The sequence below is a fragment of the Stutzerimonas balearica DSM 6083 genome (assembly GCF_000818015.1).
GTDB lineage: Bacteria > Pseudomonadota > Gammaproteobacteria > Pseudomonadales > Pseudomonadaceae > Stutzerimonas > Stutzerimonas balearica.
On the sequence record NZ_CP007511.1, the window covers coordinates 1,074,718 to 1,098,199 of the forward strand.

Consider the following 23,482-nt stretch of genomic DNA (forward strand, 5'->3'; position numbering starts at 1 on the left):
GGCTGGCCGGTAATCTGCGTGCCGCGGAGGCGACGAACACCTGGCGTTGCTGTTCGTCCAATCTCGAGCTTGCTGAGTTTTCCTGGCGCCGCGAGGAGCGGCGCTCATTCAAAAGAGGTCGTGACGTCCCATGCCCCGAATCGGCTTTGCCTGTCAGTACCGCCATCCGCAGCAGAGCGAGTCGCTCAAGGAGCTCGAGCGCATCGAGCGGACCTTCAACCCGCGCACGACCACCCTGCGCTGGATGGCCTCGGTTGGCCGTGAGGCGGCCGAACAGCGGCTGCTGGAGATCGTCGAGCACAACCTGACGGCGCAGCGCCTGCTGCTCGACTATGTCGCCACGCTACCGGAGGCGTTGCGCATGCTGCGCCTGTCCAGTGACCTCTTGCCGTTCTACAGCCATGAGCAGGTAGCGGGCTTCTATCGCCGGCCCGAAATCCAGGATCGCCTGATTGCCGGCTTCGCGGCGATCGGCGAAGCCGCGCGTGCTGCCGGTATCCGCCTGTCCATGCATCCGGGGCAGTACTGCGTGCTCGGCTCGGACCGCCCCGAGGTGGTGGCCAACAGTCTGGCCGAGTTCGAATACCACGCCGATATGATTCGCATGATGGGCTTTGGCCAGCGCTTCCAGGACTTCAAGTGCAACATCCACATCGCCGGCAAGCTGGGGGCCGAAGGCATCCGCAGCGTCTGGCCGAAGCTGTCGGAGGTGGCGCGCAACTGCATCACCTTCGAGAACGACGAAAAGACCTACGGCCTCGATGACTGCCTGGGCCTGGCTGACCTGGCTCCGGTGGTCCTCGACATCCATCACTGCTGGATTCATGAGGAGCGCTATATCGACCCCGAGGATGTGCGCGTGGCGCAGGTGATCGACAGCTGGCGCGGCGAGCGACCCACCATGCACTACTCTCAGCCGCCCGAATCGCTCATGACGCTGGGCTTCGCCGCCGACCGCCCGCTACAGATTCCCGAGCTGCTGACGCAAGTGAACAAGCGCGACCTCTATGCACACAGCAAGCGCATGTGGAACGAGTGCAGCAACCGTTATGCGCTGGCTTTTCTCGATCGCTTCGACATCATGCTCGAGGCGAAGGACAAGAACCTGGCGGCGCTGGAATTCCACCAGCGCTATCTGCCGCCGGCGTGATGCCTCCACAAACGCGAAGGCCCCGGCGTTTCGAGCGCGCGGGGCCTTGGTGAAGCGGGCAGGGGATCAGACGTTAAACCAGAAATCTGTCCGTAAAGCGTTTATGGATGCGGAATTACCCCTGTTGTCACTCATCTTGTAGTCACTTCCATATACACTTTGGCCGCTGCTACCCGGAGCGAAGCCCGCGCATCGCTTGCCTGGCCCGCATCGCTGCTGTCGGATTTTTTGCTGCAAAAATTCCCTTCTGGGAATCCGTGACCGCTGCCGGGTCGCCGCCTGAAACTTCCTGCATCGACTTTCAATGTGCAGGAGGTGGGGACGATGAAAATTCTACGCCGCAAGGCCGTCTGCGAAAAGCTTGGCGGCATCAATGACGTAACGCTCTGGCGGATCACACGCGATGATCCGACATTCCCGGTATGCATCCAGATCAACAAGCGGGTTGTCGGATGGCTGGAACACGAGATTGATACCTGGCTCGGACAGAAGGCCGCTGCCGCCCGCACCGCCAACAACAACGCTGTCCATCCCTGATCGCTGCGATCCCGCCGGTCGAGGGTCAGGATTTGACGATGCGCAGCGTGGGCAATTTGCTGGACGCTGGTGTGGCAAAAGCCACGCTCAAGCGCGATCCGCTGGAGCGGATCAGGCAGAATGCCGCCGAGGTGGCGAAGCAGGCGGAGCAGCACGACGCCGCCCAAGTATTGACTCCGCGGGTACGCCACCTGATCGACGAAGCCGTGGAGCTGGAGGTCGAGCAGGCCCGCAGCGCAGGCGCGACAGGCTACATCGCGCACTTTCTGGCGCAGGCCACGCTTCCTCATACAGACCCCAAGAGCAACTACTTTGAACGCGGCACAGGCAAGCTGACCCTCTCCATCACAGCTAACCCCAAACATGGCGTGCCCTATGGCGGTCTGCCGCGCCTGCTGTTGGCGTGGATGTGTACCGAGGCCGTCCGCACAGGCAGTCCGGAGCTATCGCTGGGGCGCTCACAGGCGGAATTTCTGGAAAAGCTCGACCTGTACAACGATGGCCGGTACATCGCCAGAGTGCGTGACCAGAGCTTGCGGCTAGTCCGCTCGCTGATCTCCGTCAGCGGCGCGGACGGGGATGCACTGGGTATCGAAAACATCCTGATCGCCAAACGGGCATTTCTCTTCTGGAACGCCCGCGACACTGAGCAGCCCGCACTGTGGGACAGCTCAATCACCCTCAGTACGGACTTCTTCGAGAGCCTGACCCATGCTCCGGTGCCGATCAGAATGGAGGCGCTTCAAGCGCTCAAGAAGTCGCCTCTGGCGATGGATATCTACACATGGCTGGTCTACCGCATGTTCAGTCTGAACGTGGCGACAATCAAGGGCGGCAAGCGGCTTGCTCAGGTGCCTTGGGCTGGCTTGATGAGGCAGTTCGGCTCTGGCTATGCGAATACTCCTAAGGGGCTGGCCAACTTCAAGACCAATTTCCGCCTCCGGCTAAATGAAGCGCTGCTGTTCTATCCCGAGGCTCGGAACCACATCGAGGAAACGAAAGACCACCTGATCCTCACCCCTGCACGCCTACATATCGCAGCGACCAAGAGGAGAGGATAAGCCTGCGGGCTTTTCGGGTTGTCCACGTGACATCACTAGTAAGGCTGAAACCCTTGCCAGAGCTGGCTTTGGTGCCATTTCTGCAAGTTGTCCACGTGACATTGCTAGTCATCGGTACGTGACATCGCTAGCCGTTTTACGTGACATCGCTAGTCACGGCCGACGTGCGGAATCGCCTGTAAACCCCACTGGGACGGGGATTCAGCGAAATGGAGAGACCGCCCCTAGTAGTTCTGCTTTTAGGCTTTTCTAGTATTTATAGAAAACCTAGTAGCTGCCGCTCTTCGGCTGTGGGCAATCCTTCGCACCCTCCGGTCGCTGCGCGGCTACTCGTTATTTAAAAGGGTATCCGGATTTTTTGGTTGATTGGCTCATATCATGATGACGGAACCAACCATCAGCTCAGCGGATTACCTGGTTGATGACGACTCTTCTTCACGGCCCCTGCAAGTTTGCAGCAACGCCCAGGTTCGCATGCCGAGATACGCAGTGAGGCTTCGCGATCAACACACCATGCATTCACAATGTCACTGCAAGGTCCGGCATGTCTCTGCTCAGTCCTTACGGCCTGAGCTAGCCCTATACAGCTGTTGTTTGCTCTCCTCGCTGATCCCCGTCAGGATGCCGCAGGCATTGATCTCCCGACCCTCGTTGCAACTCGCCCTCAGTGAAACGAGTTGTTGCTCAAGCGCTTGCAGAGCAGTTATCTGCGACCGCACATGAGAGATGTGGTCATCGAGCATGGCGTTGACGGCGGTACAGGGCTGGCGAGGGTCGTCCTGATAGCTCTGTAGCTCGCGAATCTCTGTCAGTGACAGGTCCAGAATTCGGCAGCGGCGGATAAAGGCAAGCCACTCGCCATGCTTCTCGGTATAGACACGGTAACCATTCTCCTGCCGTTCTGGCGGCGGCAACAGGCCCTGCTGCTCATAGAAGCGGATCGTCTGCGTGTCGATACCCGCTATCTGGGCTAACTGACCAATGCGCATCAGGCTTACTCCTCAACGGATCATCTGTCCCATTGACCTTATAGTAGCTATATAGTTTTTAATACTAGCAATCTATGTTGGTTAACTGGAGCCGTATCGTGAGTAAAGCCTGTGGTGGCCCATGTAGCTGCGATGCAACGCCTGCAGCGGATACCGATATGCCGGTCTCCTCCGAAGCGTCAGGGGAATGGGTCAGCGTGTATGCTGTGCCGAAGATGGATTGTCCCTCAGAAGAACGGATGATCCGCTTGGCGCTGAACGGCTTTGATGAGATTCGAACGCTGTCCTTCGACTTGTCGAACCGCCGATTGGAGGTCGTGCATGACGGCGAGGCTGAGCCCATCACCGCGAAACTGGCGACCTTGGGGCTAGGCGCCTCTCTTCAGGAAACCGTCATTGCCGACCCAGAGACGATCAAGGCCGCTGAGAGCTCGGCAGTCTCTGCTACGCAGGAGTCAGGCACTCTGCGCGTGTTGCTCGGTATCAATGCGATCATGTTCGTGGTGGAAATGACTGCTGGCCTGATCGCCCAGTCTACCGGCCTGATCGCTGATTCCCTGGATATGTTTGCCGATGCAGCCGTCTATGGCCTGGCTCTCTATGCCGTAGGGCGCAGTGCGAAAATGCAGGTACGTGCCGCGCATCTGGCAGGGGTACTGCAACTGATTTTGGCTATCGGCGTACTCGTCGAGGTGGTGCGACGCTTTGTTTTCGGTAGTGAGCCTGAATCGCTGATGATGATGGCGATCGCCTTCGTCGCGTTGATCGCCAATACCGGTTGCCTGCTGTTGATATCCAAGCACCGCGAAGGCGGCGCGCATATGAAGGCAAGCTGGATATTCTCGGCCAATGATGTGGTGATCAACATGGGCGTCATCGCCGCCGGTGCCTTGGTCGCCTGGACGGGGTCCAGCTACCCTGACCTGATTATCGGTACCATCGTGGGCCTGATCGTCCTCAACGGCGCTCGGCGCATCCTGGCGCTCAAGGGGTGAGGCTGCACGGTACGCAGCTATCGATGCCTGGGACACTTGATCGAAGTGGCTGTACAAGCGCGCTAGGCCTGAACGACAGCATATAGCGCGAAGGCTCGGAGCCAGCAAGGTAGCGTATCTAGGAATCAACCAAGGAAGGAAGATGATGGATAGTATCTGGCTGGTACTCGGCCTGGCGCTGTTGCCCGCCTTAGGCAATTTTAGTGGTGGGCTCGCTGCGGAGGCCTCCCGAACTACCGGGCGCCGTCTCAATTACGCCCTTCACGGCGCTGCCGGCCTCGTCATTGCGGTGGTGGCGGTTGAAATCATGCCGCGCGTGCTAGAGAACCTCTCAGCCTGGGTAATCGCCCTCGCTTTCGCGCTGGGCGGCATTGCTTACGTAGGTATCGAGAAGCTCGTTGAGAGTCTCCAGAAGCGACAAGGCCAGCAGGGAGAAGGCGGTCAGACGAGTGTCTGGATGATCTATATCGCCGTATCCATCGACCTGTTCAGCGATGGCCTCCTGATCGGGGCGGGGTCGGCGGTCTCACCGTCGGTCGCGATAATCCTGGCGGCGGGTCAGGTTCTCGCCGATGTTCCTGAGGGCTTTGCGACGATCGCCACCATGAAAGATAAAGGAATCCCTCGTAGCAAGCGGATACTGCTCTCTGCTTCCTTCGCGATTCCTGTGCTCTCGGCAGCCGTCTTTGCTTACTTCGTACTCAGGAACCAGCCGGAGGCATTTAAGCTAGCGGCACTGACGTTCACGGCAGGCCTTCTCACGGTCGCTGCCATCGAAGATATGGTCTCCGAGGCTCACGAGAGCGGTGACGATACGCACATCTCACCGCTGGCTTTCATAGGCGGCTTCGTCCTGTTCGTTCTGGTATCAGCGGGCTTGGAAGGGGTGGTATCGCAAAGCTAACGTACTGCTCCCCAACACAGCCACTGTCGTGCTGGCCGAATACGAAGCAGCTCCCAGCTTACGGCGCACCTAGTCGAGTCCAGAAACATTCACTTTGCCACCCTGGCCAGCCGGCCGAATGAATTGACGCAGCTTGATTAAGCGGAGCAAGAAAGCATGAGCCACAGGGTTGATCCTGGATTCGGAGGCGAGAGAGCATTGGGTGATAAGTGCGCGCTACCCTCTAGCCTATACACGGGCGTGCGCTATAAGCCGCTTCTGACAGGGGGGATGGCTCTACTTGCTGGAGGCGCCATGCCGCTTGCCTTTGCCCCTGTGGGCTGGGCATGGCTTGCGGTGATCGCTCTGGCAACATTTTTTGTCCTGACCGCGCAGTCTTCAAGGCGTCAGGCGCTGTGGTCGGCCTACCTCTTTGGCCTTGGCTACTTCGGCGTGGGTGTCTCCTGGGTCTTTATCAGCATTAGCCAGTACGGCAATGGCCCCGTGGTGGCGGTGTTAGTCACGGCGGCCTTTGTCTCGCTGCTCGCCCTCTTTCCATGGGGCGTCGCGTACCTCGTGCGCTGCCTGCGCCCTGAGATGGATGCAATGGCACTCTGGCTAGGGCTACCTGCGGCATGGGTGCTGAGTGAATGGATGCGCACCTGGTTCTTGACCGGCTTTCCCTGGCTCTTCATTGGCTACAGCCAGACCGACACCACACTTGCCACTATCGCTCCCGTCTTTGGCGTGCTTGGCGTGAGTTTACTGGTGGCACTTCTCGCTGGCGGGCTTGCCTGGGTTGTCCAGGGGCCAAGCCTGCGCCGTGCTGCGGTAGTCGGTGCCGTGTTAGTCGCTACCCTCGCCGGCTTGCAACTGCTGGATCGTGAATGGACGCAGCCAGCCGCTGACCCGATCGATGTCGTCCTCTTGCAAGGAAACATCGCGCAAGACAAGAAATGGGACCCGAGATACCGGGACATCACACTTGAGCGCTATCAGGCGCTTACCGCGCAGCATCTCGGAGCCGATATCGTGATCTGGCCAGAAGCGGCAATCCCGATGTGGCATGACCAGGCCAAAGCATATCTTGCTGAGCTTGAGGCGTTAGCCGATCAGGCAGGCACATCGTTAATGATTGGCGTCCCGGTACGCGAGGCGGAGGGCCGTACCTACAACGCCGTGGTAAGCCTCTCCGATCCCTCAGGCTTCTACTACAAACGCCACCTGGTGCCCTTCGGTGAATATGTTCCGTTTCGGGATCTTTTGGGGTCGGCCCTCGACGTGCTCGGGGCGCCCATGTCCGACTTCACACCGGGACGGGAAGCGCACGTCCTGAATGCAGCAGGGGTGCCCGTAGGGGCACTCATCTGCTACGAGGCGGTCTTTGGTGCCGAAGTCACTGAGCTTCTGCCCGAAGCGCAGTTACTGGTGAATGTCAGCAACGATGCCTGGTTCGGCAGCTCGCTCGGCCCCCTCCAGCATTTCCAGATGGCACGCATGCGTGCCATCGAAACCGGACGTGACCTTCTTCGAGCCACGAACACCGGTATCACAGCAGCCATCAATCATGAGGGCAAAGTGCTCAAGCGTGCTCCGCAGTTCGAAGTGGCCACCCTCAGCGCCGAAGTGACACCGCGAACTGGCGCGCCCCCTTATGTGCGCTGGCGGGATTGGCCTGTCCTTGGCCTGACCGCACTCGGACTCGGCCTGCTCCTGCTCCGTCGAATTCGTCGGCATCATCGGTTGGGTACATGACGCTTGTTATTTAGCAGCGAGCAAATTCTAGATTGGGTCAGGAGGAAGGGGATATGTCTACTTATGGCAGTCGGCTCGCAGAGAAAGCCCACGAGCCGGGAAAGGCGATGCGCTGGCTGTGGCTCTCGCTCCTGTTACTGTTTGTCGATCAGGCAAGCAAGTACCTTGCCAGCACCATGCTAGCGCATGGTGAAAGCGTGCCTGCCGCACCCTTCTTCAATTGGGTCCACCGCCACAATACGGGGGCGGCCTTCAGCTTTCTCGCGGATGTCGGCGGTTGGCAGCAGCCGCTTTTCATCGGACTGGCCCTGGTTATCTCGATATTACTGGTGTACTGGCTTTGGCGTTCACCACGCGTACTGAGTTATCGGCTCGCCCTCAGTGCGATCCTCGGCGGCGCGTTGGGCAATGTCGCAGATCGCTTGCGGTTAGGCTACGTAGAGGATTTTCTCGATTTTCACTATGCCCAGTGGCACTGGCCATCGTTCAACCTAGCGGACGTATGGATCTTCCTCGGTGTCGCCCTCTTTATTTGGGCGGAAATACGACATCAACCAGGCAGCCGCCGCCGCTGAATCGCCTAGCGTCTTCGCTATCGCATGCTTGACTTCCGGAATAGGCGCGTCCTGGGCCTTGATAAGGCGGCACGCCTTCATGAGCCAGCTGTACGTTCCTGATGCACGACTGCTGCCAAGGGCTCTGCTGCATCCTAACCAATCTGGAAGAGCGCACCCTGCTGGACCTGCTACCCGGTCGTCAGCAAGAGAGGGTGACAAGACGCCTCATGAGCATGGCCAACCGCCACCAGGTCGAGATCGTCAGCATGGACATGTGGAAGCCCTACCGCCGCGCCTTCCAGACGGTGCTGCCACAGGCCCGTATCGTGGTCGATAAGTTCCACGTCGTGCGCATGGCCAACGAGGCCTTAGAGAAGATCCGCAAAGGCCTAAGGAAGGAGTTGAAGCCCAATCAGCGCCGGACCCTCAAAGGTGACCGGAAAATCCTGCTGAAGCGCGCTCACGACGTTTCAGACCGCGAACGGCTCATCATGGAGACCTGGACAGGAGCATTCCCCCCAGCTCTTGGCGGCTTACGAGCACAAGGAGCGCTTCTACCATATCTGGGACTGTACCAATCGGCGTGGTGCCGAACAGGCTCTCGCCACCTGGATTGACAACATCCCTCAGGGGCAGAAGGAGGTTTGGAAGGATCTCGTCAGCGCCGTCAGTGGCTGGCGTGAAGAGATGCTGACCTACTTTGAGACCGACATCCCGATCACCAACGCTTTCACGTAGTCGATAAACCGCCTAGCCAAGGACAAAAACCGTGATGGCCGGGGCTATTCGTTCGAGGTAATGCGAGCCCGGATGCTCTATACCACCAAGCACAAGAAGAAGGCGCCACAAGTCAAGGAATCCCCGTTTCTGGGCAGAGCCACCATGACCTACAACATGGGACTCCCCGAGCCTGAGAAGAACTTCGGTGTCGATCTATCAACCTTCTGGAAGGACTAAGGGTTGGATGGGGCTGGAAGGCCCATCAACCACTTAATCCGGATACCCATTTAAAAATAGCAGGGCTACTTGGCGTCGGCTGTTTCCAATATGCCTTCGGTGGGCCTGCCCAGTGGTCTTGCCCACTCGCTCCTTTCAGACGACATCGTAACGTTACGATAACGTAGCGTTACGATGTTACGGTGCAGCCTCCTGTCCAGCCGCCGGCGCCTCCAGCAGTACTGAAGGCTCCACCCCCAGCGCCTCGGCCAGCTTGAAGATGTTGAGCAATGCGATGTTGCGCTGCCCACGCTCAACACCCCCCAGATAGCTGCGTGCCAAGCCACTTTCCAGTGCTAGGCGTTCTTGCGACCACCCTCTGGTCTTTCTGATTTCTATCAGCTTCAGGCCGAAGCGTAGTCGGGGATCAAGGGCCATATTTCTCTCTTCTTTAAAGAGAAATGACTCTATGAGTACCCCCTCTATAGGGCTACGCCCGATAAGTACCCGCACTATGAGTGACAATTGAATGCAGGCCCCATAAAATGGCCTCTATGAGTAACAAAATGGGGGAAATGACGTATGGCAAGCGTCTGGAAGACTGCGGGGGTGGGAGCGGCGGCGGGGCTGGCAGTTCCGGTGGCTGGGCTTTCAGGTCTTGCTGCCGCTGGTCTTACGCTGATTCTTGTACTGGCGATGATCGGCGTGGGGCCTGCGCGCCTGTCACAGGCATCGCTTTGGGGGCTGTTGACCAGTGAGCTGATGCTCTATCTACTGATTTCGCTGGCGATCTTCACGCTGTCCTTCCGCTTTCTGGCGCGCTTGCAGGCCCGCTGTCAGGCCCTTGTCGCCAGGATCAACGCCCAGCAGGGACTGTCATTCGATGCTGGACATCTCCTGGGTTATCCCGCACCGGCATTCCTTGTTTTTGACTCTCAGAATCGCAAGATCGCGGCCTGTGATGTGGTCAATGACGCATACAAACTGCACGACTTCTCCTGGCTGCTTGGTTGGCGGATGACCTGGCGCGAGGTCGAGAGCATGGAGATGAACGGCGGTAGCCGTCAGGTCAACGCCAGCGGCATGAGCGTGCCGACCTTCGAGCGCACGGTACGCGCGAAAGACTTCGCCATCGAGCTGCAAACCGCCGATCCGCAACGACCAGTGCTCAGTTTTCCCATGAGCCGTCGGGCGGCGGAAACCTGGTGTGCCCGGCTCAATGCCATCTTCAACGGATAAGCTCGCGAGGAACTGCGATGAAACACTACCGGAGCTTGCTGCTTCTGCCTTTTGTATTGACGGGCTGCGCCACAACCGACATGCAGGGGGCGCTGGATTCACTGAGCGGACTGGGACAATCCATTGGGACCAGTCTGTCGCAAGCGGCTACGCCCGCAAGCGCGGCAAACCGCAACAGCCTGCTGGGCACTCCACTGCATAACGCCTTGCGCCAGAATCTTTCTACCGACGGTCGCGCCCCGGAGTGGCCCAAGGTGGTGATCAGCAATCTGCAAATTCCGGCGGATCAGATGACCCTGACCCGTAGCCTCACGCTCAAAGCCAGTGATTGCATTCGCTTTGACGCAGTGCTCTGGTACGACGCCAAGCGCCCCGAGCGCTTCAGCAATCTGTCGCTTTGCGCACCGGAGTTGCCGAAACAGTCGAACAATTTCGTGCTGACCTGGAAGAGCTTTTCCATCTCCGGAAAAACCAGTGGTCAGGTTCGTAGCGATGGACCGATCCCACCGTACAGCAAGCTGCCCAGCGACCCGGCGATGGAGCGCTGGCTGATGAATCAGTTCGGCCTTTACTATGTCGGTTCACTGTTGACGCTGGTCGGCTATGACCCCAACTTCACGGTCGATGACCGCCGCTTCTGGATCAGGAACATCAAGGGATGAAAGCGTTGCTGCTGGCGGCCATGCCAGTGATGCTGATGGATGGCACTGCCCCAGACCTCAACCACTGGTTGCGGATCGAGCCAGCCATCGTCGCCGCCGTGGAATGCCGTCAAGCCTTGCCGTTGCACGTACTGGACGGCATTGCGCCCAATGCTCCCGGCAGTTGGTCGCTGACACCGGCACGCAGCTTCACAGTGTTCGGGTTGCCGGTGACGCGTATCGAGCTGTTCATCGACCCGGATGGTGAATTGGGTGCGAGCTATACCGCAGTGATCGAAAAGCGCAGCCTGGAACAGGTGCGCAAGCAACTGAAGCTTGCCAGCCAGCGCGGGCGCATCGGCCAGCTCTCGGCAGATCAGCCCAGCGCAGAGGTTCAAGTGACTTGCACGGTCGCCGCAACGGGGCAAGGGTGAGCATTCAGCGCATCCTCTCCGGCGGCCAGACCGGCGTAGACCGGGCGGCGCTGGATTTCGCCATTGCCCGGCAGATTCCGCACGGCGGCTGGTGCCCGGCAGGCCGACGGGCCGCTGATGGCGTACTGGATGCTCGCTACCAGTTGATGGAGACCGAATCCAGCGGTTATCGCCAGCGCACCAAACGCAATGTGCTGGACGCTGATGCCACACTGATCATTTACCGGGACAGGATCGAAGGTGGCAGCCTGCTCACTCGCGATCTGGCGACGGGACACGGCAAGCCGCTACTGCTGTGCGATTTGCATGACCCTGCAGAAGAGCTGTTGGCGGCATGGCAAGACTGGTTGCTTAGCCATCCCGTCGCTATTCTCAACATTGCTGGCCCGAGTGAAGCACGCAACCCCGGTATCTACCTGCAGGCGAGCGCACTACTGGAGCTTTTTTGGAGCAAGGAACATGAGCCGATCTGATGCCCGCTGCGCGACACCCTATATCTACTCGGGTGAGTTGCAGATCCGTCCCGAAGTGGATGCCGCGCTGGCTGCGCTGAAAGACAAACCCTACACCGCCATCCCTAGCTGGAAAAATGACGGAACCTGGGAGCTGTGGACGGTGGAAGGCGACGGCGAAACCAAGCCCTGCATCATCAGCGGCCCATCGACCACTTACCCCAGCGAGGCCGATGCACTGGCCGCCGGTGCGGCCTGGCTATCCGGACAACGCTGAGCAACCTCAATTCCATCCCTCGCTGACAAAGCCAACGCCACGGCGGCTGATCTCCACCAGCGGCCTGATGTCTTGCACCTGGACGACTCCTCGGTCATCACGAGCTGCCGAGCCCAAGGCCCGCTGCAGAACCAGACGCACACTGCGCGGCGGCAAGGCTTGCAGACGGGACAGGACATCATCATCCAGCCTCTCGGCAAAGGCGTTGCCCCAGCTCGACTCGTCGCGGAGCCGGTTGTAGATCGACTGCGCAATGCTTCTGACCTGCTCCGGCTTGGGCGGTTGAATGTGCAGCACTGTCAGCCGTGAGCGCAGCGGCCCTGGAATCGCTTCCAGCTCATTCGCGGTCGCCATCCAATTGACATGACTGGCGTCGATGGAGAAATCACGGATCGACAGGTCGATGAAATTCCGCGCACTGCGCGGTTCCAGCAAGGTATAGAGCGCCGCCAGCGGATCGTATTGCGGTCGCCCGTTGCTGGCCTTATCCAGCTCATCGAGCACCACCACCGGGTTAGCCAGCGGCTGGTAGGCCAGCAGCTCGAAAAGCTGGCCTGGCTCGGAATTGCTCCAGAACGATTCGGAACCTGCGAGCGGCGAACTCGATTGCGTGCTCGCCATATCGAAGACCCGAAACGGCAGCACGAGCTGATCGGCCAGCCAGCGTGCCGCCTCGGTTTTACCAATGCCCGCCGGGCCGACCAGCAACACGGCAGGCCAGGACACCCGGCCATCGCCGAGACTGGACAAGGCGAAGTGATCACGCATCAGCTCGGCCAGTTCATGGAAGTTTGGAAAAGCCAGCGCGAACTCATCCAGAAGGGTTTTCCAGTCCGAGGGCAGCAGGCCCAGCTGGCGGCTACCATGTCCCGCTCGCTTTATCCGCTCCGCCATCGCCTGCGCGCGCTTGAACTTGTCGTCGCCTTTCGGTCGGTGGCGATCCACGAACGCCTCCAGCCCAGCTTCATCGAGAAAGACGATGCTCGGCAAGGGCATTGATTTAGCGGTTTCTGTCGGCTGCTCCTGAACCTGCTCCGGTTTGGCCTCACTTGGGACGGGCTCATCTTCAACCGCTATGGCGGCGCGTACATCTTCGGTCGTCACCTTGCCCAGATCGTGCACCACCTGCTGTACCCCCTGTTCGACGATGAGCTGGCGGCTGCGGCGCACTTCTTCGGCAAACAATCCTTGGATGCCGTCATGTTGCGGGCAGCGTTGCGGACGGATGCCGTCCCCGACAACCTGTACACCGCAAACGGGGCATTTTTGCAGCGAAAGGTGCTTGGTCTGGGCAATCAAATCGAGCACGGCCGCTGCACGTTCGCTGTGGCGTCGCGGCGGCTGGTAATGAATGGCCAGGCGATCCCGGTTGCAGCTCACCGACAGTGAGCCCTTGCGTGCGAGCACTGCGGGTGGCAGCAGGTATTCCACTTGGGCAAACAGATGTGCCACCACGGCCAGATGCCCTGGCGCAGGTTCGACGATCTGCCGGACAAGCCAGAGATGCTGCGCCTTGAGTGCAGCAATGGCTGCTTCGTATTCCCGCAGGCGCAACGGACGGGCTTGCTTTGGCTTACGCATGATGGCCTCCCAAATAGCCTAACTATAAATTACTATAATAGCGGTTTGCGCGAATCGCCAAACTCCGCACGCTCGTCTTGTCGGCCAATAAGTCTTATAGTGATTTACAGTGAATTCACAGAGCCCGACATGCCAACCCTTGCCAACGAACAATTGCCAGCCCTTGCCGCCGCCTTGATACGACTGCGCGGGGAAACGCTGGGGCGGATCGCCGAAGCCACCGGTATCCGCGCCGCCAACCTCTCGGTCTGGCTGCGTGGCAAGGAACAGGTGATCTCCGCCAAACGTTTGGTCGGCCTGTTACATCACCTCGGTATGGAAGGCGGTCGCCTGCGTACTGATGTGTTGCACCCGTGGCAGGATCGCGGGGCGCTGGATGACAGCAGGCTCGTGCTAAGCCTGCTGCAGGCCAACACGCAGCCGGTGTGGTTGTTTCAGGATGAGCAGCCGGGGCTGATCAAGACGCGCTTTCTGTTGGCTGGCGATGTGCTGATCCGCATGGAGATCGAGCCGGGCGTCGATCAGGCCCTTGATCTGGTGACAGTCGTCAGGGTGGATCGTGTCATCACCACACCTACGGCATTGGCCGGGGTGCCAAGTGAATCACTTGAGTCAGCACGTAGCGCACTTTTGGCACTGGCGGAGCAGGCTGCTGCGGACGTGGGGGACGAAGAGCTGCTGGAAGGGCTGATGTTCCGTCTGAGCGAAACTGTTGATAGCAATATTGCTTCCCCGCAAGGTTGGCAACGATTGGAGCAGGCGCTGCGCTTTGCATTCAACGCAGGAGCACAACCTGCTGACATCGCCCGCGTAGTTGACGCCCATTTCCGCAGCGGCGGCAATGCGGACATGCCGCCAACTGAGTAGACAAAAAATGCGCTGTTTCCAGCCATCGGGTTTCCAAATCCTGCGGCGCTGATCGCAATGACTTTTAGCTGGTCACATGCCCCGTTACTCCCTATTTAGGCTTGCGTACATACTGATTGTGCATTGCGTTCTTTCCAACGCTCTGCTGTTCGGGCACATGGTCAGGCACCAGAAGTCCTATTTCCGATTGCGTACATACCAACATCGGCGGGCGTGCATTCCAAATCCCTTGACTGTTATTGCTTATCTTGTGCCCAGGCGAGGGAGTAACGTGGCATGGCGCTTTGTGACCAGCAAAAATTATCTGTGCGATCAGGTCGGGCTGCCGGCTAACTGTGTAAACAGTGTGGCGGCATGCTGGCAACAACGTGGCAACCTTGTGCGAACAATGTGTTGAATGGGTGGCAAGGATGGTGGCGACAATGTGGTCACCCTATGGCGACAGTGTGTAGCCATGGTGGTGACAGTGTGGTGCTGCGCCCTTTGTTACCACATTCAACTTACAGCGAACGCAGTCAAAGGCAATCGGGATGCTTCCACAGCACCTAAATGGTAGACTTCAGACGATTTAAGACGACTTTCAATCGCAACCTCCGAGCGCCATCGACATGAGCACAGAACCGTGGGTTACCGCCGAGCACGTCGCCCAGCACTTGGGCGTGGCCAAGGACACCGTGTACCGCTGGCGCGAGCGCAAGGGTCTGCCCGCGCACCGCGTAGGGCGGCTGTGGAAGTTCCAGCTCTCGGAAGTGGATGAGTGGGTACGAGCGGGAGGTGCCGATGAAGAATCGGGCGATGGGAGCGAACAAAAATGAATCCAGCAGGGGAAGGTGACGCGTGAGCTTGGAAGGGCAACTCCTTGACCAAAAGTCCTTGCGGGCCGTGACTGGCAAGACGGCGGACTGGAACGAAATTGCTAAGGATTGCATTGCCTTTGCCAATGCAACCGGTGGCCGCCTACTGCTGGGGATCGAGGATGGCCAGAGCGAGCCTCCCGCCGATCAGCGTGTCCCTCCAGACCTGCCTGACACATTGCGCCGCAAGCTGGCAGAGCGCACCGTCAACGTGACGGTGCTGCCGGATATCACTACCGCCCCAAATGGTGGCCAATACATCGAATTGCGAATTCCGCGCGCCATGGCCGTTGCGTCCACCACGGACGGCCGCTACTTCCTGCGCGTGGCCGATCAAAGCAAGCCCGTGACGGGCGATGACGTGATGCGCCTGGCCAGCGAGCGTTCCGCCTTGCCGTGGGAAACGCAAACCACCCTGCATGTTCCACGTACCGAGATTGATGTCGCCAAACGCGACAGGCTGCTCGCAGCCTTGCGCGCATCGGATCGCGTCAAGCCGTCCGTGAAAGAGAAGTCTGACGATGAGTTGCTCGATCACTATCAGCTCGCACAAGGGCCGAACCTCACCAATCTGGGCGTGCTCAGTCTCGGTCGCCAGCATCATCGTGCTCAACTGACCACCGCTCCGGTCATCCAGTTCATCAAGTACGACGAGCACGGACAGAAGGTCAACAAGCTGGTCTGGGACGACCACACGCAAAGCCCGATGGAATTGATCGAAGCGGTCTGGCAGGAGGTGCCTGACTTCCGCGAGCGCTACGAGCTTCCTGATGGCCTGTACCGTCAGAATGTGCCCGCTTTCGATGAGATCGTGGTGCGCGAACTATTGGTCAACGCGTTGGTACACCGCCCCTACACCCAGCGCGGCGACATCTTCCTGAACCTACATTCGGACCGGCTGGAAGTGGTCAACCCCGGACCTTTGCCGCTGGGCGTCTCGCCGCGGAACATCCTCCACACCACGGTACGCCGTAATGAACACCTGGCACGGCTGTTCCATGACTTGAAGCTGATGGAGCGGGAAGGCAGCGGCTTCGACAAGATCTACGAGGTTCTGCTCTCGCAAGGTCGCCCGGCTCCCGAATTGATCGAGACCCACGACCGCGTGCAGGTGACGGTGCGGCGCCGCATCCTCAAGCCCGAGGTCATCGACTTCATCGCGAAAGCAGACCAGACCTATCAGCTCACGCAGCGCGAGCGGATCGCATTGAGCCTGTTAGCGCAGCACGATGCGCTGACGGCACGCGAGCTGGCAACGTCGCTTGAGCTGCCATCGGTTGAAGCATTGCAACCCTGGCTCAAGCGCCTGCTGGACTGGCAACTGGTGCAAAGCGCTGGGCGTACCCAGGCCACGCGTTACTTTGTTGATCCAGGCCTGCTGCGCAGTCTCCAGTTCACCGGCGGGACCACTCTCAAGCGCATCGAGCCGCATCGCCTGGCCGCACTGGTGTTGGAAGACCTGCAACGCTACCCCAGGTCGGCCATCAGCGACATTCACCAGCGCGTTGGCGGCGAAATCCATCCCAAGCAGGTCAAGCGTGCGCTGGAAGAATTGATCAAGCGCGGGGAAGTCCGCTTTGAAGGCCGCAACCGCTGGCGGCGGTACTGGGCGGTGACATGAGCAGCCTATCGGACAAACTGAGTTTTATCGTCGATAGATGGGTGATAGATGCTGGGCGATACGTCGGCAACCACCTGAAGACGCAAGGATTTCTATCGATCCAAGGCGAAGAAAGCCGGGAGATAGAACGCGGCCCAATAGCCGCAACAACCCATTTCCTCCTGCTCAAGCATCCCGCCTGAGCAGGGCTCAACGAATCGAAACTGGATTTTAAAAATGACAAGCAACGAACAACGCGCCGCGCTGCAGCGCAAGATCTGGGATATCGCCAATGACGTGCGCGGTGCCGTCGATGGTTGGGACTTCAAGCAATACGTGCTGGGCACCCTGTTCTATCGCTTCATCAGTGAGAACTTCACCGACTACATCACCGGCGGTGACCCTGCTGTCAATTACGCCGCCATGGCGGACGATGATCCGAGGATCGCGGCCGCCAAGGATGACGCCATCAAGACCAAGGGCTATTTCATCTACCCCAGCCAGCTCTTCGTCAACGTTGCGGCCAATGCCAACACCAACGAAAGCCTGAACACGGACCTGGCCAACATCTTCAAGGCCATCGAAGCGTCGGCCAGCGGCTATCCCTCCGAGCATGACATCAAAGGCTTGTTTGCTGATTTCGACACCACCAGCAACCGCCTGGGCAATACCGTCAAAGACAAGAACGAGCGCTTGGCCAAGGTGCTCAAACGGGTGGCGGAACTGGATTTCGGCGGCTTCGACGCCAGCCACATCGACCTGTTCGGCGACGCCTACGAGTTCCTGATTTCCAACTACGCGGCCAATGCGGGGAAATCCGGCGGCGAGTTCTTCACCCCGCAGCAGGTCTCCAAGCTGATTGCCCGGTTGGCGATGCACGGGCAAACCAGTATCAACAAGATCTACGACCCGGCCTGCGGTTCCGGCTCGCTGCTCTTGCAAGCCAAGAAGCAGTTTGACGAACACATCATCGAAGACGGCTTCTTTGGGCAGGAAATCAACCACACCACGTACAACCTGGCGCGGATGAACATGTTCCTGCACAACATCAACTACGACAAATTCAACATCCAGCTCGGCAACACCCTGACCGAACCGCACTTCGGCGACGAAAAACCCTTTGACGCCATCGTCTCCAACCCGCCGTATTCGGTGAAGTGGATCGGCAGCGACGACCCGACACTGATCAACGACGAACGCTTCGCCCCGGCCGGTGTGCTTGCGCCCAAGTCCAAGGCCGACTTTGCCTTTGTGCTGCACGCGCTCAGCTACCTTTCCAGCAAGGGGCGCGCTGCTATCGTCTGCTTCCCCGGCATCTTTTACCGGGGCGGTGCCGAGCAGAAAATCCGCCAGTATCTGGTGGATAACAACTACGTCGAAACCGTGATATCGCTGGCGCCCAACCTGTTCTACGGCACCACCATCGCGGTGAATATCCTGGTGCTGTCCAAGCACAAGACCGATACCGACATCCAGTTCATCGACGCCAGCGACTTGTTCAAGAAGGGCACCAATAACAACCTGCTGCTGGATGAGCATATCGAACAAATCATGGCCGTGTTCGACAGCAAGGCCAACGTCGATCACTTTGCCCGGTCCGTGCCGTTCGAGCAGGTGGCGGCCAACGACTACAACCTGTCGGTCAGCAGCTATGTCGAGGCCAAGGACAACCGAGAAGTGGTGGACATCGCCCAGCTCAACGCCGAACTGAAAACCACGGTTGCCAGGATCGATCAGCTGCGCAAGGACATTGATGCCATTGTGGCGGAGATTGAAGGCGGGGAGTTGGAGGCATGAGCGGCAAGAACTATCTGGAGACGCTGCTGGATGGCGTTGCGGTGGAGTGGAAGGCGCTGGGGGAAGTGCTTGTTCGCACCAAGGGCACAAAGATCACTGCAGGTCAGATGAGGGAGCTCCACAAAGACGGAGCACCAGTCAAGGTATTTGCCGGCGGAAAGACGGTAGCATTTGTAGACTTCGGAGATATCCCAGAAAAGGACGTAAACCGAGAGCCTTCAATCATTGTTAAGTCTCGCGGCGTGATCGAATTCGAGTATTGCGATCAGCCGTTCTCACACAAAAATGAGATGTGGTCTTACAACGCTAGAGGGAAAGCGATCAACATTAAGTATGTTTATTACTTCCTCAAGCTAAACGAACCGCACTTCCAGAACATCGGCAGCAAAATGCAAATGCCGCAGATTGCAACGCCAGATACTGATAGGTTCGAAATCCCCATCCCCTGCCCGGATAACCCCAAAAAATCGCTTGAAATCCAGGCCGAAATCGTTCGCATACTGGACAGCTTCACCGAGCTGACCGCCGAGCTGACCGCCGAGCTGACCGCCCGCAAAAAACAGTACAACTACTATCGCGACAAGTTGTTGAGTTTTGAGGAAGGGGAAGTGGAATGGAAGACGTTGGGAGAGGTGGCGGAGTTTCGCCGAGGTACGGCAATTACACAGAAGCAAACAACACCGGGTGAAATACCGGTGGTTGCAAACGGACCGACGTCGACATACTTCCACGGAGAAAGTAACAGGGAAGGTGAAACCATCGTCATTGCTAGATCAGGCGCCTATGCGGGTTATGTGAGCTTTTGGAATCAGCCTATATTTCTGACCGATGCCTTTAGCGTTCATCCGAACGTGAACATCCTCATGCCAAAGTTTGTTTATCACGTGCTCCAAAATAAACAGGAGCACATTCACGCCATGAAGAAAGGAGCAGGTGTTCCTCATGTGCGCGTGAAAGAGTTCGAGTCATATGAGGTGCCTGTTCCATTACTAACCGAACAAGCTCGCATCGTCGCCATCCTCGACAAATTCGATACGCTAACCAACTCCATCACCGAAGGCTTGCCGCGCGAAATCGAGTTGCGCCAGAAGCAATACGCGTATTACCGCGACTTGCTGTTCAACTTTCCCAAACCAGAAACCGCTTCAGCCGCCAGTGCGTAAAGGGATACGCCCCATGCCAAGACACCCGCTCACACTGCGCGACCAAACCACGGAATTCCTGCTCTACACCGCGCCGAATGGCGCGATCAAGGTGGAGGTTCTGCTCGCCGACGAGACCATTTGGCTGACCCAGAAGCGCATGGCGGAGTTGTTTGGCGTAGGTGTCCCCGCCATATCCAAGCACCTGAAAAACATCTTTGAAAGCAATGAGCTAAACCCGGATTCAGTTATTTCCATTTTGGAAACAACTGCCGGAGACGGCAAAAAGTACCAGACCCAGTACTACAACCTCGATGCGGTGATCTCGGTGGGCTACCGTGTCAATTCGGCGCAGGCAACGCAGTTCCGCATCTGGGCTACGGCCTTGATCAAGGAATACATCATCAAGGGTTTTGCCATGGATGATGAGCGGCTGAAGAATGGCCGTTACTTTGGCAAGGACTATTTCCGCGAACTGCTGGAGCGGGTGCGTTCGATCCGTCCCAGCGAGCGGCGGATTTATCAGCAGATCACCGACATTTTTGCCGAATGCAGTATCGCATCGAATCTGATTTCGATCGCACCGTGAAAAAGCTGCTGCAAAGGAAGGGCGCCGAAGAATGAGTGACTACAAGACCATCGCCGAGTCCCGGAATTTCATTGTTCTGGACAAATACGAGCGGGAATGGAAGGTTGCCGAGGGCTACCAGAGCGAAAGCGACCTGGAGCGCGAACTGATCCAGGATCTGGTCAATCAGGGATACGAGTTCGCCTCGTCCATCAAGACGCCCGAAGCCTTGCTGGCCAACGTGCGCGTGCAGCTGCAGGCACTCAACGCCGTTCAGTTCACCGAGGGCGAATGGTTGCGCTTTGTGGAAACCTGGCTGGACAAGCCCAGCGAGGGCATCGTTGAAAAGACCCGCAAGGTTCACGACGACTACATCCACGACTTTATCTTTGACGATGGGCGCATCCAGAACATTTACCTGCTGGACAAGAAGAACATCGCCCGCAACAAGGTGCAGGTGATCAAGCAGTTCGAGCAGACGGGCAGTCATGCCAACCGCTATGACGTGACGATTCTGGTCAATGGTCTGCCGCTGGTGCAGGTGGAGCTGAAGAAGCGCGGCGTGGCGATCCGGGAAGCCTTCAACCAGGTGCATCGCTACAGCAAGGAGAGCTTCAACAGCGAACATTCCTTGTTCAGGTATCTGCAGCTGTTCGTGATCTCCAACGGCACCGACACCCGTTACTTTGCCAATACCACGCAACGCAACAAGAACAGTTTCGACTTCACCATGAACTGGGCGAAGGCGGACAACACGCTGATCAAGGACCTGAAGGACTTCACGGCCACCTTCTTCCAGAAGCACACCTTGCTCAATGTGCTGCTGCATTACTCGGTGTTCGATGTCAGCAATACGCTGCTGGTAATGCGGCCTTATCAGATCGCCGCCACGGAACGCATTCTGTGGAAGATCAGGAGCAGCTATCAGGCCAGGAACTGGAGCAACACGGAAAGCGGCGGCTATATCTGGCACACCACCGGCAGCGGCAAGACCTTGACCAGCTTCAAGGCAGCGCGCCTGGCCACGGAGCTGGACTTCATCGATAAGGTGTTCTTCGTGGTGGACCGCAAGGATCTGGACTACCAGACCATGAAGGAATACCAGCGTTTCTCGCCGGACAGCGTCAACGGCTCGGACAGCACGGCGGGCCTGAAGCGCAACCTGGACAAGGACGACAACAAGATCGTTGTTACCACCATCCAGAAGCTCAACAACCTGATGAAGAGCGAGGCCGACTTGCCCATTTACGGCAAGCAGGTGGTGTTCATCTTCGATGAGTGCCACCGCAGCCAGTTTGGCGAGGCCCAGAAGAACCTGAAGAAAAAGTTCAAGAGGTTCTACCAGTTTGGTTTCACCGGCACGCCCATTTTCCCGCAGAACGCACTGGGCGCCGAAACCACGGCCAGCGTGTTTGGCCGTGAGCTGCACGCGTACGTGATCACCGATGCGATCCGCGACGAAAAGGTGCTCAAGTTCAAGGTGGACTACAACGATGTGCGCCCGCAATTCAAGGCCATCGAGACCGAACAGGACGAGAAGAAGCTGAGTGCGGCGGAGAACCGGCAAGCCCTGCTGCACCCGGATCGCATCCGCGAGATCACCCAGTACATCCTGAACAACTTCCGGCAGAAGACCCACCGCCTGCAACCGGGCAACAAGGGCTTCAATGCCATGTTCGCCGTCAGCAGCGTGGATGCGGCCAAGCTGTATTACGAGTGCTTCCGGGAGTTGCAGAAGAACAGCGACAAGCCGCTGAAGGTGGCCACCATCTTCTCGTTTGCTGCCAACGAGGAGCAGGATGCGATTGGCGATATCCAGGACGAGAGCTTTGATGTGTCGGCCATGAACAGCAGCGCCAAGGAGTTCCTGAGCGCGGCCATCGCCGACTACAACGCGCTGTTCAAGACCAACTTCAGTGTGGACAGCAATGGCTTCCAGAACTATTACCGCGACCTGGCCAAGCGCGTCAAAGAACAGGATGTCGATCTGCTGATTGTGGTCGGCATGTTCCTGACCGGTTTTGATGCGCCCACGCTGAACACCTTGTTTGTCGACAAGAACCTGCGCTACCACGGGCTGATGCAGGCCTATTCGCGCACCAACCGCATTTATGACGCCACCAAGACCTTCGGCAACATCGTCACCTTCCGCGACCTGGAGCAGGCGACCATCGATGCCATCACCCTGTTTGGTGACAAGAACACCAGGAATGTGGTGCTGGAGAAGAGCTACAAGGAGTACATGGAAGGCTTCACCGATGCGGCCACCGGAGAGGCGCGCCGGGGCTTCATGGATGTGGTGCGGGAACTGGAAGAACGCTTCCCCGACCCTGCTGCCATTGAGAAGGAGGCGGACAAGAAGGCCTTCGTCAAACTGTTCGGCGAGTATCTGCGCGTCGAGAACGTGCTGCAGAACTATGACGAATTTGCCAGTCTGAAGGCGTTGCAGAGCGTCGATCTGACGGACCCCGCCGCAGTAGAAGCGTTCAAGGCCAAGCATTACTTGAACGATGAAGATCTGACCGCACTGCAAGCGATCAAGCTCCCGCCAGAGCGGAAAATTCAGGACTACCGCTCGACCTACAACGACGTACGTGACTGGCTACGCCGCCAGAAGGCAGGGGACGAGAAAGACAAATCCACCATCGACTGGGATGACGTGGTCTTTGAGGTGGACCTATTGAAGTCTCAGGAAATCAACCTGGACTACATCCTGGAACTGATTTTCGAGCACAACAAGAAGACCAAAAGCAAGTCTGAGCTGGTGGATGAAGTGCGGCGTGTGATTCGCGCCAGCCTGGGCAACCGCGCGAAAGAAAGTCTGGTGGTGGACTTCATCAACCAGACCGATTTGGACCAGATCGGCGACAAGGCCAGCGTAATTGAGGCCTTCTTCACTTTCGCTCAAGCGGAACAGCAGCGAGAGGCTGCAGAGCTGATTAGCGACGAGGGCCTGAACGCAGAAGCCGCCAAACGCTATATCACCAACTCACTGAAGCGCGAGTTCGCCACCGAGAATGGCACGGAGCTCAATGCGGTTCTGCCTAAGATGAGCCCATTGAACCCGCAATTCCTGACCAAGAAGCAGACTGTCTTCCAGAAGATCGCTGCCTTTGTTGAGAAGTTCAAGGGTGTAGGCGGGCAACTATAAGCACTCGATTATCAGG

The 23,482-nt window shown here is 58.2% G+C and carries 22 protein-coding genes and 1 pseudogene; 20 read left to right on the forward strand and 3 right to left on the reverse strand.

The window, feature by feature from the left end:
* Positions 1 to 130 precede the first annotated feature (130 nt).
* The 3 genes from CL52_RS04865 to CL52_RS04875 all read left to right on the forward strand — a co-directional run bounded on the left by CL52_RS04865 (position 131) and on the right by CL52_RS04875 (position 2,748).
* On the forward strand, positions 131 to 1,150 hold the full coding sequence (locus tag CL52_RS04865; RefSeq protein ID WP_043218872.1) for a UV damage endonuclease UvsE: 1,020 nt from the start codon (positions 131 to 133) through the stop codon (positions 1,148 to 1,150).
* Between the two features lie 324 nt (positions 1,151 to 1,474).
* On the forward strand, positions 1,475 to 1,687 hold the full coding sequence (locus CL52_RS04870; protein WP_021264081.1) for a helix-turn-helix transcriptional regulator: 213 nt from the start codon (positions 1,475 to 1,477) through the stop codon (positions 1,685 to 1,687).
* 38 nt (positions 1,688 to 1,725) lie between these two features.
* Entirely contained in the window at positions 1,726 to 2,748 is a 1,023-nt protein-coding gene (locus CL52_RS04875; protein WP_023109374.1) for a replication protein RepA, read from the forward strand.
* A 554-nt stretch (positions 2,749 to 3,302) separates the two neighbouring features.
* On the opposite strand, the gene cadR is transcribed toward CL52_RS04875, so the two are convergent.
* Positions 3,303 to 3,737 (reverse strand): Cd(II)/Pb(II)-responsive transcriptional regulator, encoded by a 435-nt coding sequence (gene cadR, locus CL52_RS04880; RefSeq protein WP_008175821.1) that lies wholly within the window; start codon positions 3,735 to 3,737, stop codon positions 3,303 to 3,305.
* Between the two features lie 98 nt (positions 3,738 to 3,835).
* On the opposite strand from cadR, the gene CL52_RS04885 reads away from it, so the two are divergent.
* The 5 genes and pseudogenes from CL52_RS04885 to CL52_RS20560 form a co-directional block, all read left to right on the forward strand.
* The gene (locus tag CL52_RS04885; protein ID WP_008928737.1) at positions 3,836 to 4,732 is read left to right on the forward strand and encodes a cation efflux transmembrane domain-containing protein; all 897 of its coding nucleotides are present in this window, start codon (positions 3,836 to 3,838) and stop codon (positions 4,730 to 4,732) included.
* A 142-nt stretch (positions 4,733 to 4,874) separates the two neighbouring features.
* On the forward strand, positions 4,875 to 5,636 hold the full coding sequence (locus CL52_RS04890; RefSeq protein ID WP_009686175.1) for a ZIP family metal transporter: 762 nt from the start codon (positions 4,875 to 4,877) through the stop codon (positions 5,634 to 5,636).
* A gap of 294 nt (positions 5,637 to 5,930) precedes the next feature.
* Positions 5,931 to 7,370: an apolipoprotein N-acyltransferase gene (lnt, locus tag CL52_RS04895; protein WP_009686176.1), complete on the forward strand. Its 1,440-nt coding sequence runs from the start codon at positions 5,931 to 5,933 to the stop codon at positions 7,368 to 7,370.
* Positions 7,371 to 7,423: 53 nt separating this feature from the next.
* The gene (lspA, locus tag CL52_RS04900; RefSeq protein ID WP_008930575.1) at positions 7,424 to 7,945 is read left to right on the forward strand and encodes a signal peptidase II; all 522 of its coding nucleotides are present in this window, start codon (positions 7,424 to 7,426) and stop codon (positions 7,943 to 7,945) included.
* Positions 7,946 to 8,073: 128 nt separating this feature from the next.
* Positions 8,074 to 8,884, forward strand: a pseudogene (locus tag CL52_RS20560) (ISL3 family transposase); the annotation flags it as partial.
* Between the two features lie 177 nt (positions 8,885 to 9,061).
* Here CL52_RS20560 and CL52_RS04915 read toward each other — a convergent pair.
* Complete coding sequence (locus tag CL52_RS04915; protein ID WP_043218883.1) at positions 9,062 to 9,301, reverse strand: helix-turn-helix domain-containing protein; 240 nt, start codon at positions 9,299 to 9,301, stop codon at positions 9,062 to 9,064.
* A gap of 144 nt (positions 9,302 to 9,445) precedes the next feature.
* Between CL52_RS04915 and CL52_RS04920 the strand changes: the two genes are divergently transcribed.
* Genes CL52_RS04920 through CL52_RS04940 form a run of 5 tightly spaced genes read left to right on the forward strand, consistent with a single transcriptional unit; the run spans position 9,446 to position 11,906 of the window.
* Complete coding sequence (locus tag CL52_RS04920) at positions 9,446 to 10,102, forward strand: hypothetical protein (protein WP_031633676.1); 657 nt, start codon at positions 9,446 to 9,448, stop codon at positions 10,100 to 10,102.
* 17 nt (positions 10,103 to 10,119) lie between these two features.
* Complete coding sequence (locus tag CL52_RS04925) at positions 10,120 to 10,764, forward strand: hypothetical protein (RefSeq protein ID WP_023109371.1); 645 nt, start codon at positions 10,120 to 10,122, stop codon at positions 10,762 to 10,764.
* Entirely contained in the window at positions 10,761 to 11,177 is a 417-nt protein-coding gene (locus CL52_RS04930) for a hypothetical protein (RefSeq protein WP_043218884.1), read from the forward strand. Before CL52_RS04925 ends, CL52_RS04930 begins: the two co-directional genes overlap by 4 nt.
* The gene (locus tag CL52_RS04935) at positions 11,174 to 11,650 is read left to right on the forward strand and encodes a putative molybdenum carrier protein (RefSeq protein WP_023446985.1); all 477 of its coding nucleotides are present in this window, start codon (positions 11,174 to 11,176) and stop codon (positions 11,648 to 11,650) included. Before CL52_RS04930 ends, CL52_RS04935 begins: the two co-directional genes overlap by 4 nt.
* The gene (locus tag CL52_RS04940; protein ID WP_017936950.1) at positions 11,637 to 11,906 is read left to right on the forward strand and encodes a hypothetical protein; all 270 of its coding nucleotides are present in this window, start codon (positions 11,637 to 11,639) and stop codon (positions 11,904 to 11,906) included. Before CL52_RS04935 ends, CL52_RS04940 begins: the two co-directional genes overlap by 14 nt.
* Before the next feature lie 6 nt (positions 11,907 to 11,912).
* Here the strand turns inward: CL52_RS04940 and CL52_RS04945 are convergent, their stop codons facing one another.
* The gene (locus CL52_RS04945) at positions 11,913 to 13,487 is read right to left on the reverse strand and encodes an AAA family ATPase (protein ID WP_043218888.1); all 1,575 of its coding nucleotides are present in this window, start codon (positions 13,485 to 13,487) and stop codon (positions 11,913 to 11,915) included.
* A 129-nt stretch (positions 13,488 to 13,616) separates the two neighbouring features.
* Between CL52_RS04945 and CL52_RS04950 the strand changes: the two genes are divergently transcribed.
* The 7 genes from CL52_RS04950 (at position 13,617) to CL52_RS04980 (ending at position 23,466) form a co-directional block, all read left to right on the forward strand.
* A complete protein-coding gene (locus CL52_RS04950; RefSeq protein WP_043218890.1) occupies positions 13,617 to 14,354 on the forward strand; it encodes a helix-turn-helix domain-containing protein in 738 nt (245 codons plus the stop codon).
* Between the two features lie 608 nt (positions 14,355 to 14,962).
* Positions 14,963 to 15,169, forward strand: a complete 207-nt coding sequence (locus tag CL52_RS04955; protein WP_043218891.1) for a helix-turn-helix domain-containing protein — start codon at positions 14,963 to 14,965, stop codon at positions 15,167 to 15,169.
* Between the two features lie 28 nt (positions 15,170 to 15,197).
* Positions 15,198 to 16,829 carry an ATP-binding protein gene (locus CL52_RS04960; RefSeq protein ID WP_200889409.1) on the forward strand — a complete coding sequence of 544 codons (1,632 nt, stop codon included), beginning with the start codon at positions 15,198 to 15,200 and terminating at the stop codon, positions 16,827 to 16,829.
* Between the two features lie 216 nt (positions 16,830 to 17,045).
* A complete protein-coding gene (locus tag CL52_RS04965; protein ID WP_043218894.1) occupies positions 17,046 to 18,605 on the forward strand; it encodes a type I restriction-modification system subunit M in 1,560 nt (519 codons plus the stop codon).
* On the forward strand, positions 18,602 to 19,768 hold the full coding sequence (locus CL52_RS04970) for a restriction endonuclease subunit S (RefSeq protein ID WP_043218895.1): 1,167 nt from the start codon (positions 18,602 to 18,604) through the stop codon (positions 19,766 to 19,768). Before CL52_RS04965 ends, CL52_RS04970 begins: the two co-directional genes overlap by 4 nt.
* 13 nt (positions 19,769 to 19,781) lie before the next feature.
* Positions 19,782 to 20,336: a virulence RhuM family protein gene (locus CL52_RS04975; protein ID WP_167650324.1), complete on the forward strand. Its 555-nt coding sequence runs from the start codon at positions 19,782 to 19,784 to the stop codon at positions 20,334 to 20,336.
* A 31-nt stretch (positions 20,337 to 20,367) separates the two neighbouring features.
* On the forward strand, positions 20,368 to 23,466 hold the full coding sequence (locus CL52_RS04980; RefSeq protein ID WP_043218896.1) for an HsdR family type I site-specific deoxyribonuclease: 3,099 nt from the start codon (positions 20,368 to 20,370) through the stop codon (positions 23,464 to 23,466).
* Positions 23,467 to 23,482 lie beyond the last annotated feature (16 nt).

Excerpts from the sequence above, each read along its gene's own strand:
- CL52_RS04940 (WP_017936950.1), top strand. The coding sequence starts at position 11,637 with ATGAGCCGATCTGATGCCCGCTGCGCGACACCCTATATCTACTCGGGT.
- CL52_RS04865 (WP_043218872.1), top strand. The coding sequence starts at position 131 with ATGCCCCGAATCGGCTTTGCCTGTCAGTACCGCCATCCGCAGCAGAGC.
- CL52_RS04920 (WP_031633676.1), top strand. The coding sequence starts at position 9,446 with ATGGCAAGCGTCTGGAAGACTGCGGGGGTGGGAGCGGCGGCGGGGCTG.
- cadR (WP_008175821.1), bottom strand. The coding sequence starts at position 3,737 with ATGCGCATTGGTCAGTTAGCCCAGATAGCGGGTATCGACACGCAGACG.
- CL52_RS04930 (WP_043218884.1), top strand. The coding sequence starts at position 10,761 with ATGAAAGCGTTGCTGCTGGCGGCCATGCCAGTGATGCTGATGGATGGC.
- CL52_RS04945 (WP_043218888.1), bottom strand. The coding sequence starts at position 13,487 with ATGCGTAAGCCAAAGCAAGCCCGTCCGTTGCGCCTGCGGGAATACGAA.
- CL52_RS04875 (WP_023109374.1), top strand. The coding sequence starts at position 1,726 with ATGCGCAGCGTGGGCAATTTGCTGGACGCTGGTGTGGCAAAAGCCACG.
- CL52_RS04975 (WP_167650324.1), top strand. The coding sequence starts at position 19,782 with ATGCCAAGACACCCGCTCACACTGCGCGACCAAACCACGGAATTCCTG.
- CL52_RS04965 (WP_043218894.1), top strand. The coding sequence starts at position 17,046 with ATGACAAGCAACGAACAACGCGCCGCGCTGCAGCGCAAGATCTGGGAT.
- CL52_RS04915 (WP_043218883.1), bottom strand. The coding sequence starts at position 9,301 with ATGGCCCTTGATCCCCGACTACGCTTCGGCCTGAAGCTGATAGAAATC.
- CL52_RS04970 (WP_043218895.1), top strand. The coding sequence starts at position 18,602 with ATGAGCGGCAAGAACTATCTGGAGACGCTGCTGGATGGCGTTGCGGTG.
- CL52_RS04950 (WP_043218890.1), top strand. The coding sequence starts at position 13,617 with ATGCCAACCCTTGCCAACGAACAATTGCCAGCCCTTGCCGCCGCCTTG.
- CL52_RS04890 (WP_009686175.1), top strand. The coding sequence starts at position 4,875 with ATGATGGATAGTATCTGGCTGGTACTCGGCCTGGCGCTGTTGCCCGCC.
- lspA (WP_008930575.1), top strand. The coding sequence starts at position 7,424 with ATGTCTACTTATGGCAGTCGGCTCGCAGAGAAAGCCCACGAGCCGGGA.
- CL52_RS04980 (WP_043218896.1), top strand. The coding sequence starts at position 20,368 with ATGAGTGACTACAAGACCATCGCCGAGTCCCGGAATTTCATTGTTCTG.
- CL52_RS04955 (WP_043218891.1), top strand. The coding sequence starts at position 14,963 with ATGAGCACAGAACCGTGGGTTACCGCCGAGCACGTCGCCCAGCACTTG.
- CL52_RS04925 (WP_023109371.1), top strand. The coding sequence starts at position 10,120 with ATGAAACACTACCGGAGCTTGCTGCTTCTGCCTTTTGTATTGACGGGC.
- lnt (WP_009686176.1), top strand. The coding sequence starts at position 5,931 with ATGCCGCTTGCCTTTGCCCCTGTGGGCTGGGCATGGCTTGCGGTGATC.
- CL52_RS04870 (WP_021264081.1), top strand. The coding sequence starts at position 1,475 with ATGAAAATTCTACGCCGCAAGGCCGTCTGCGAAAAGCTTGGCGGCATC.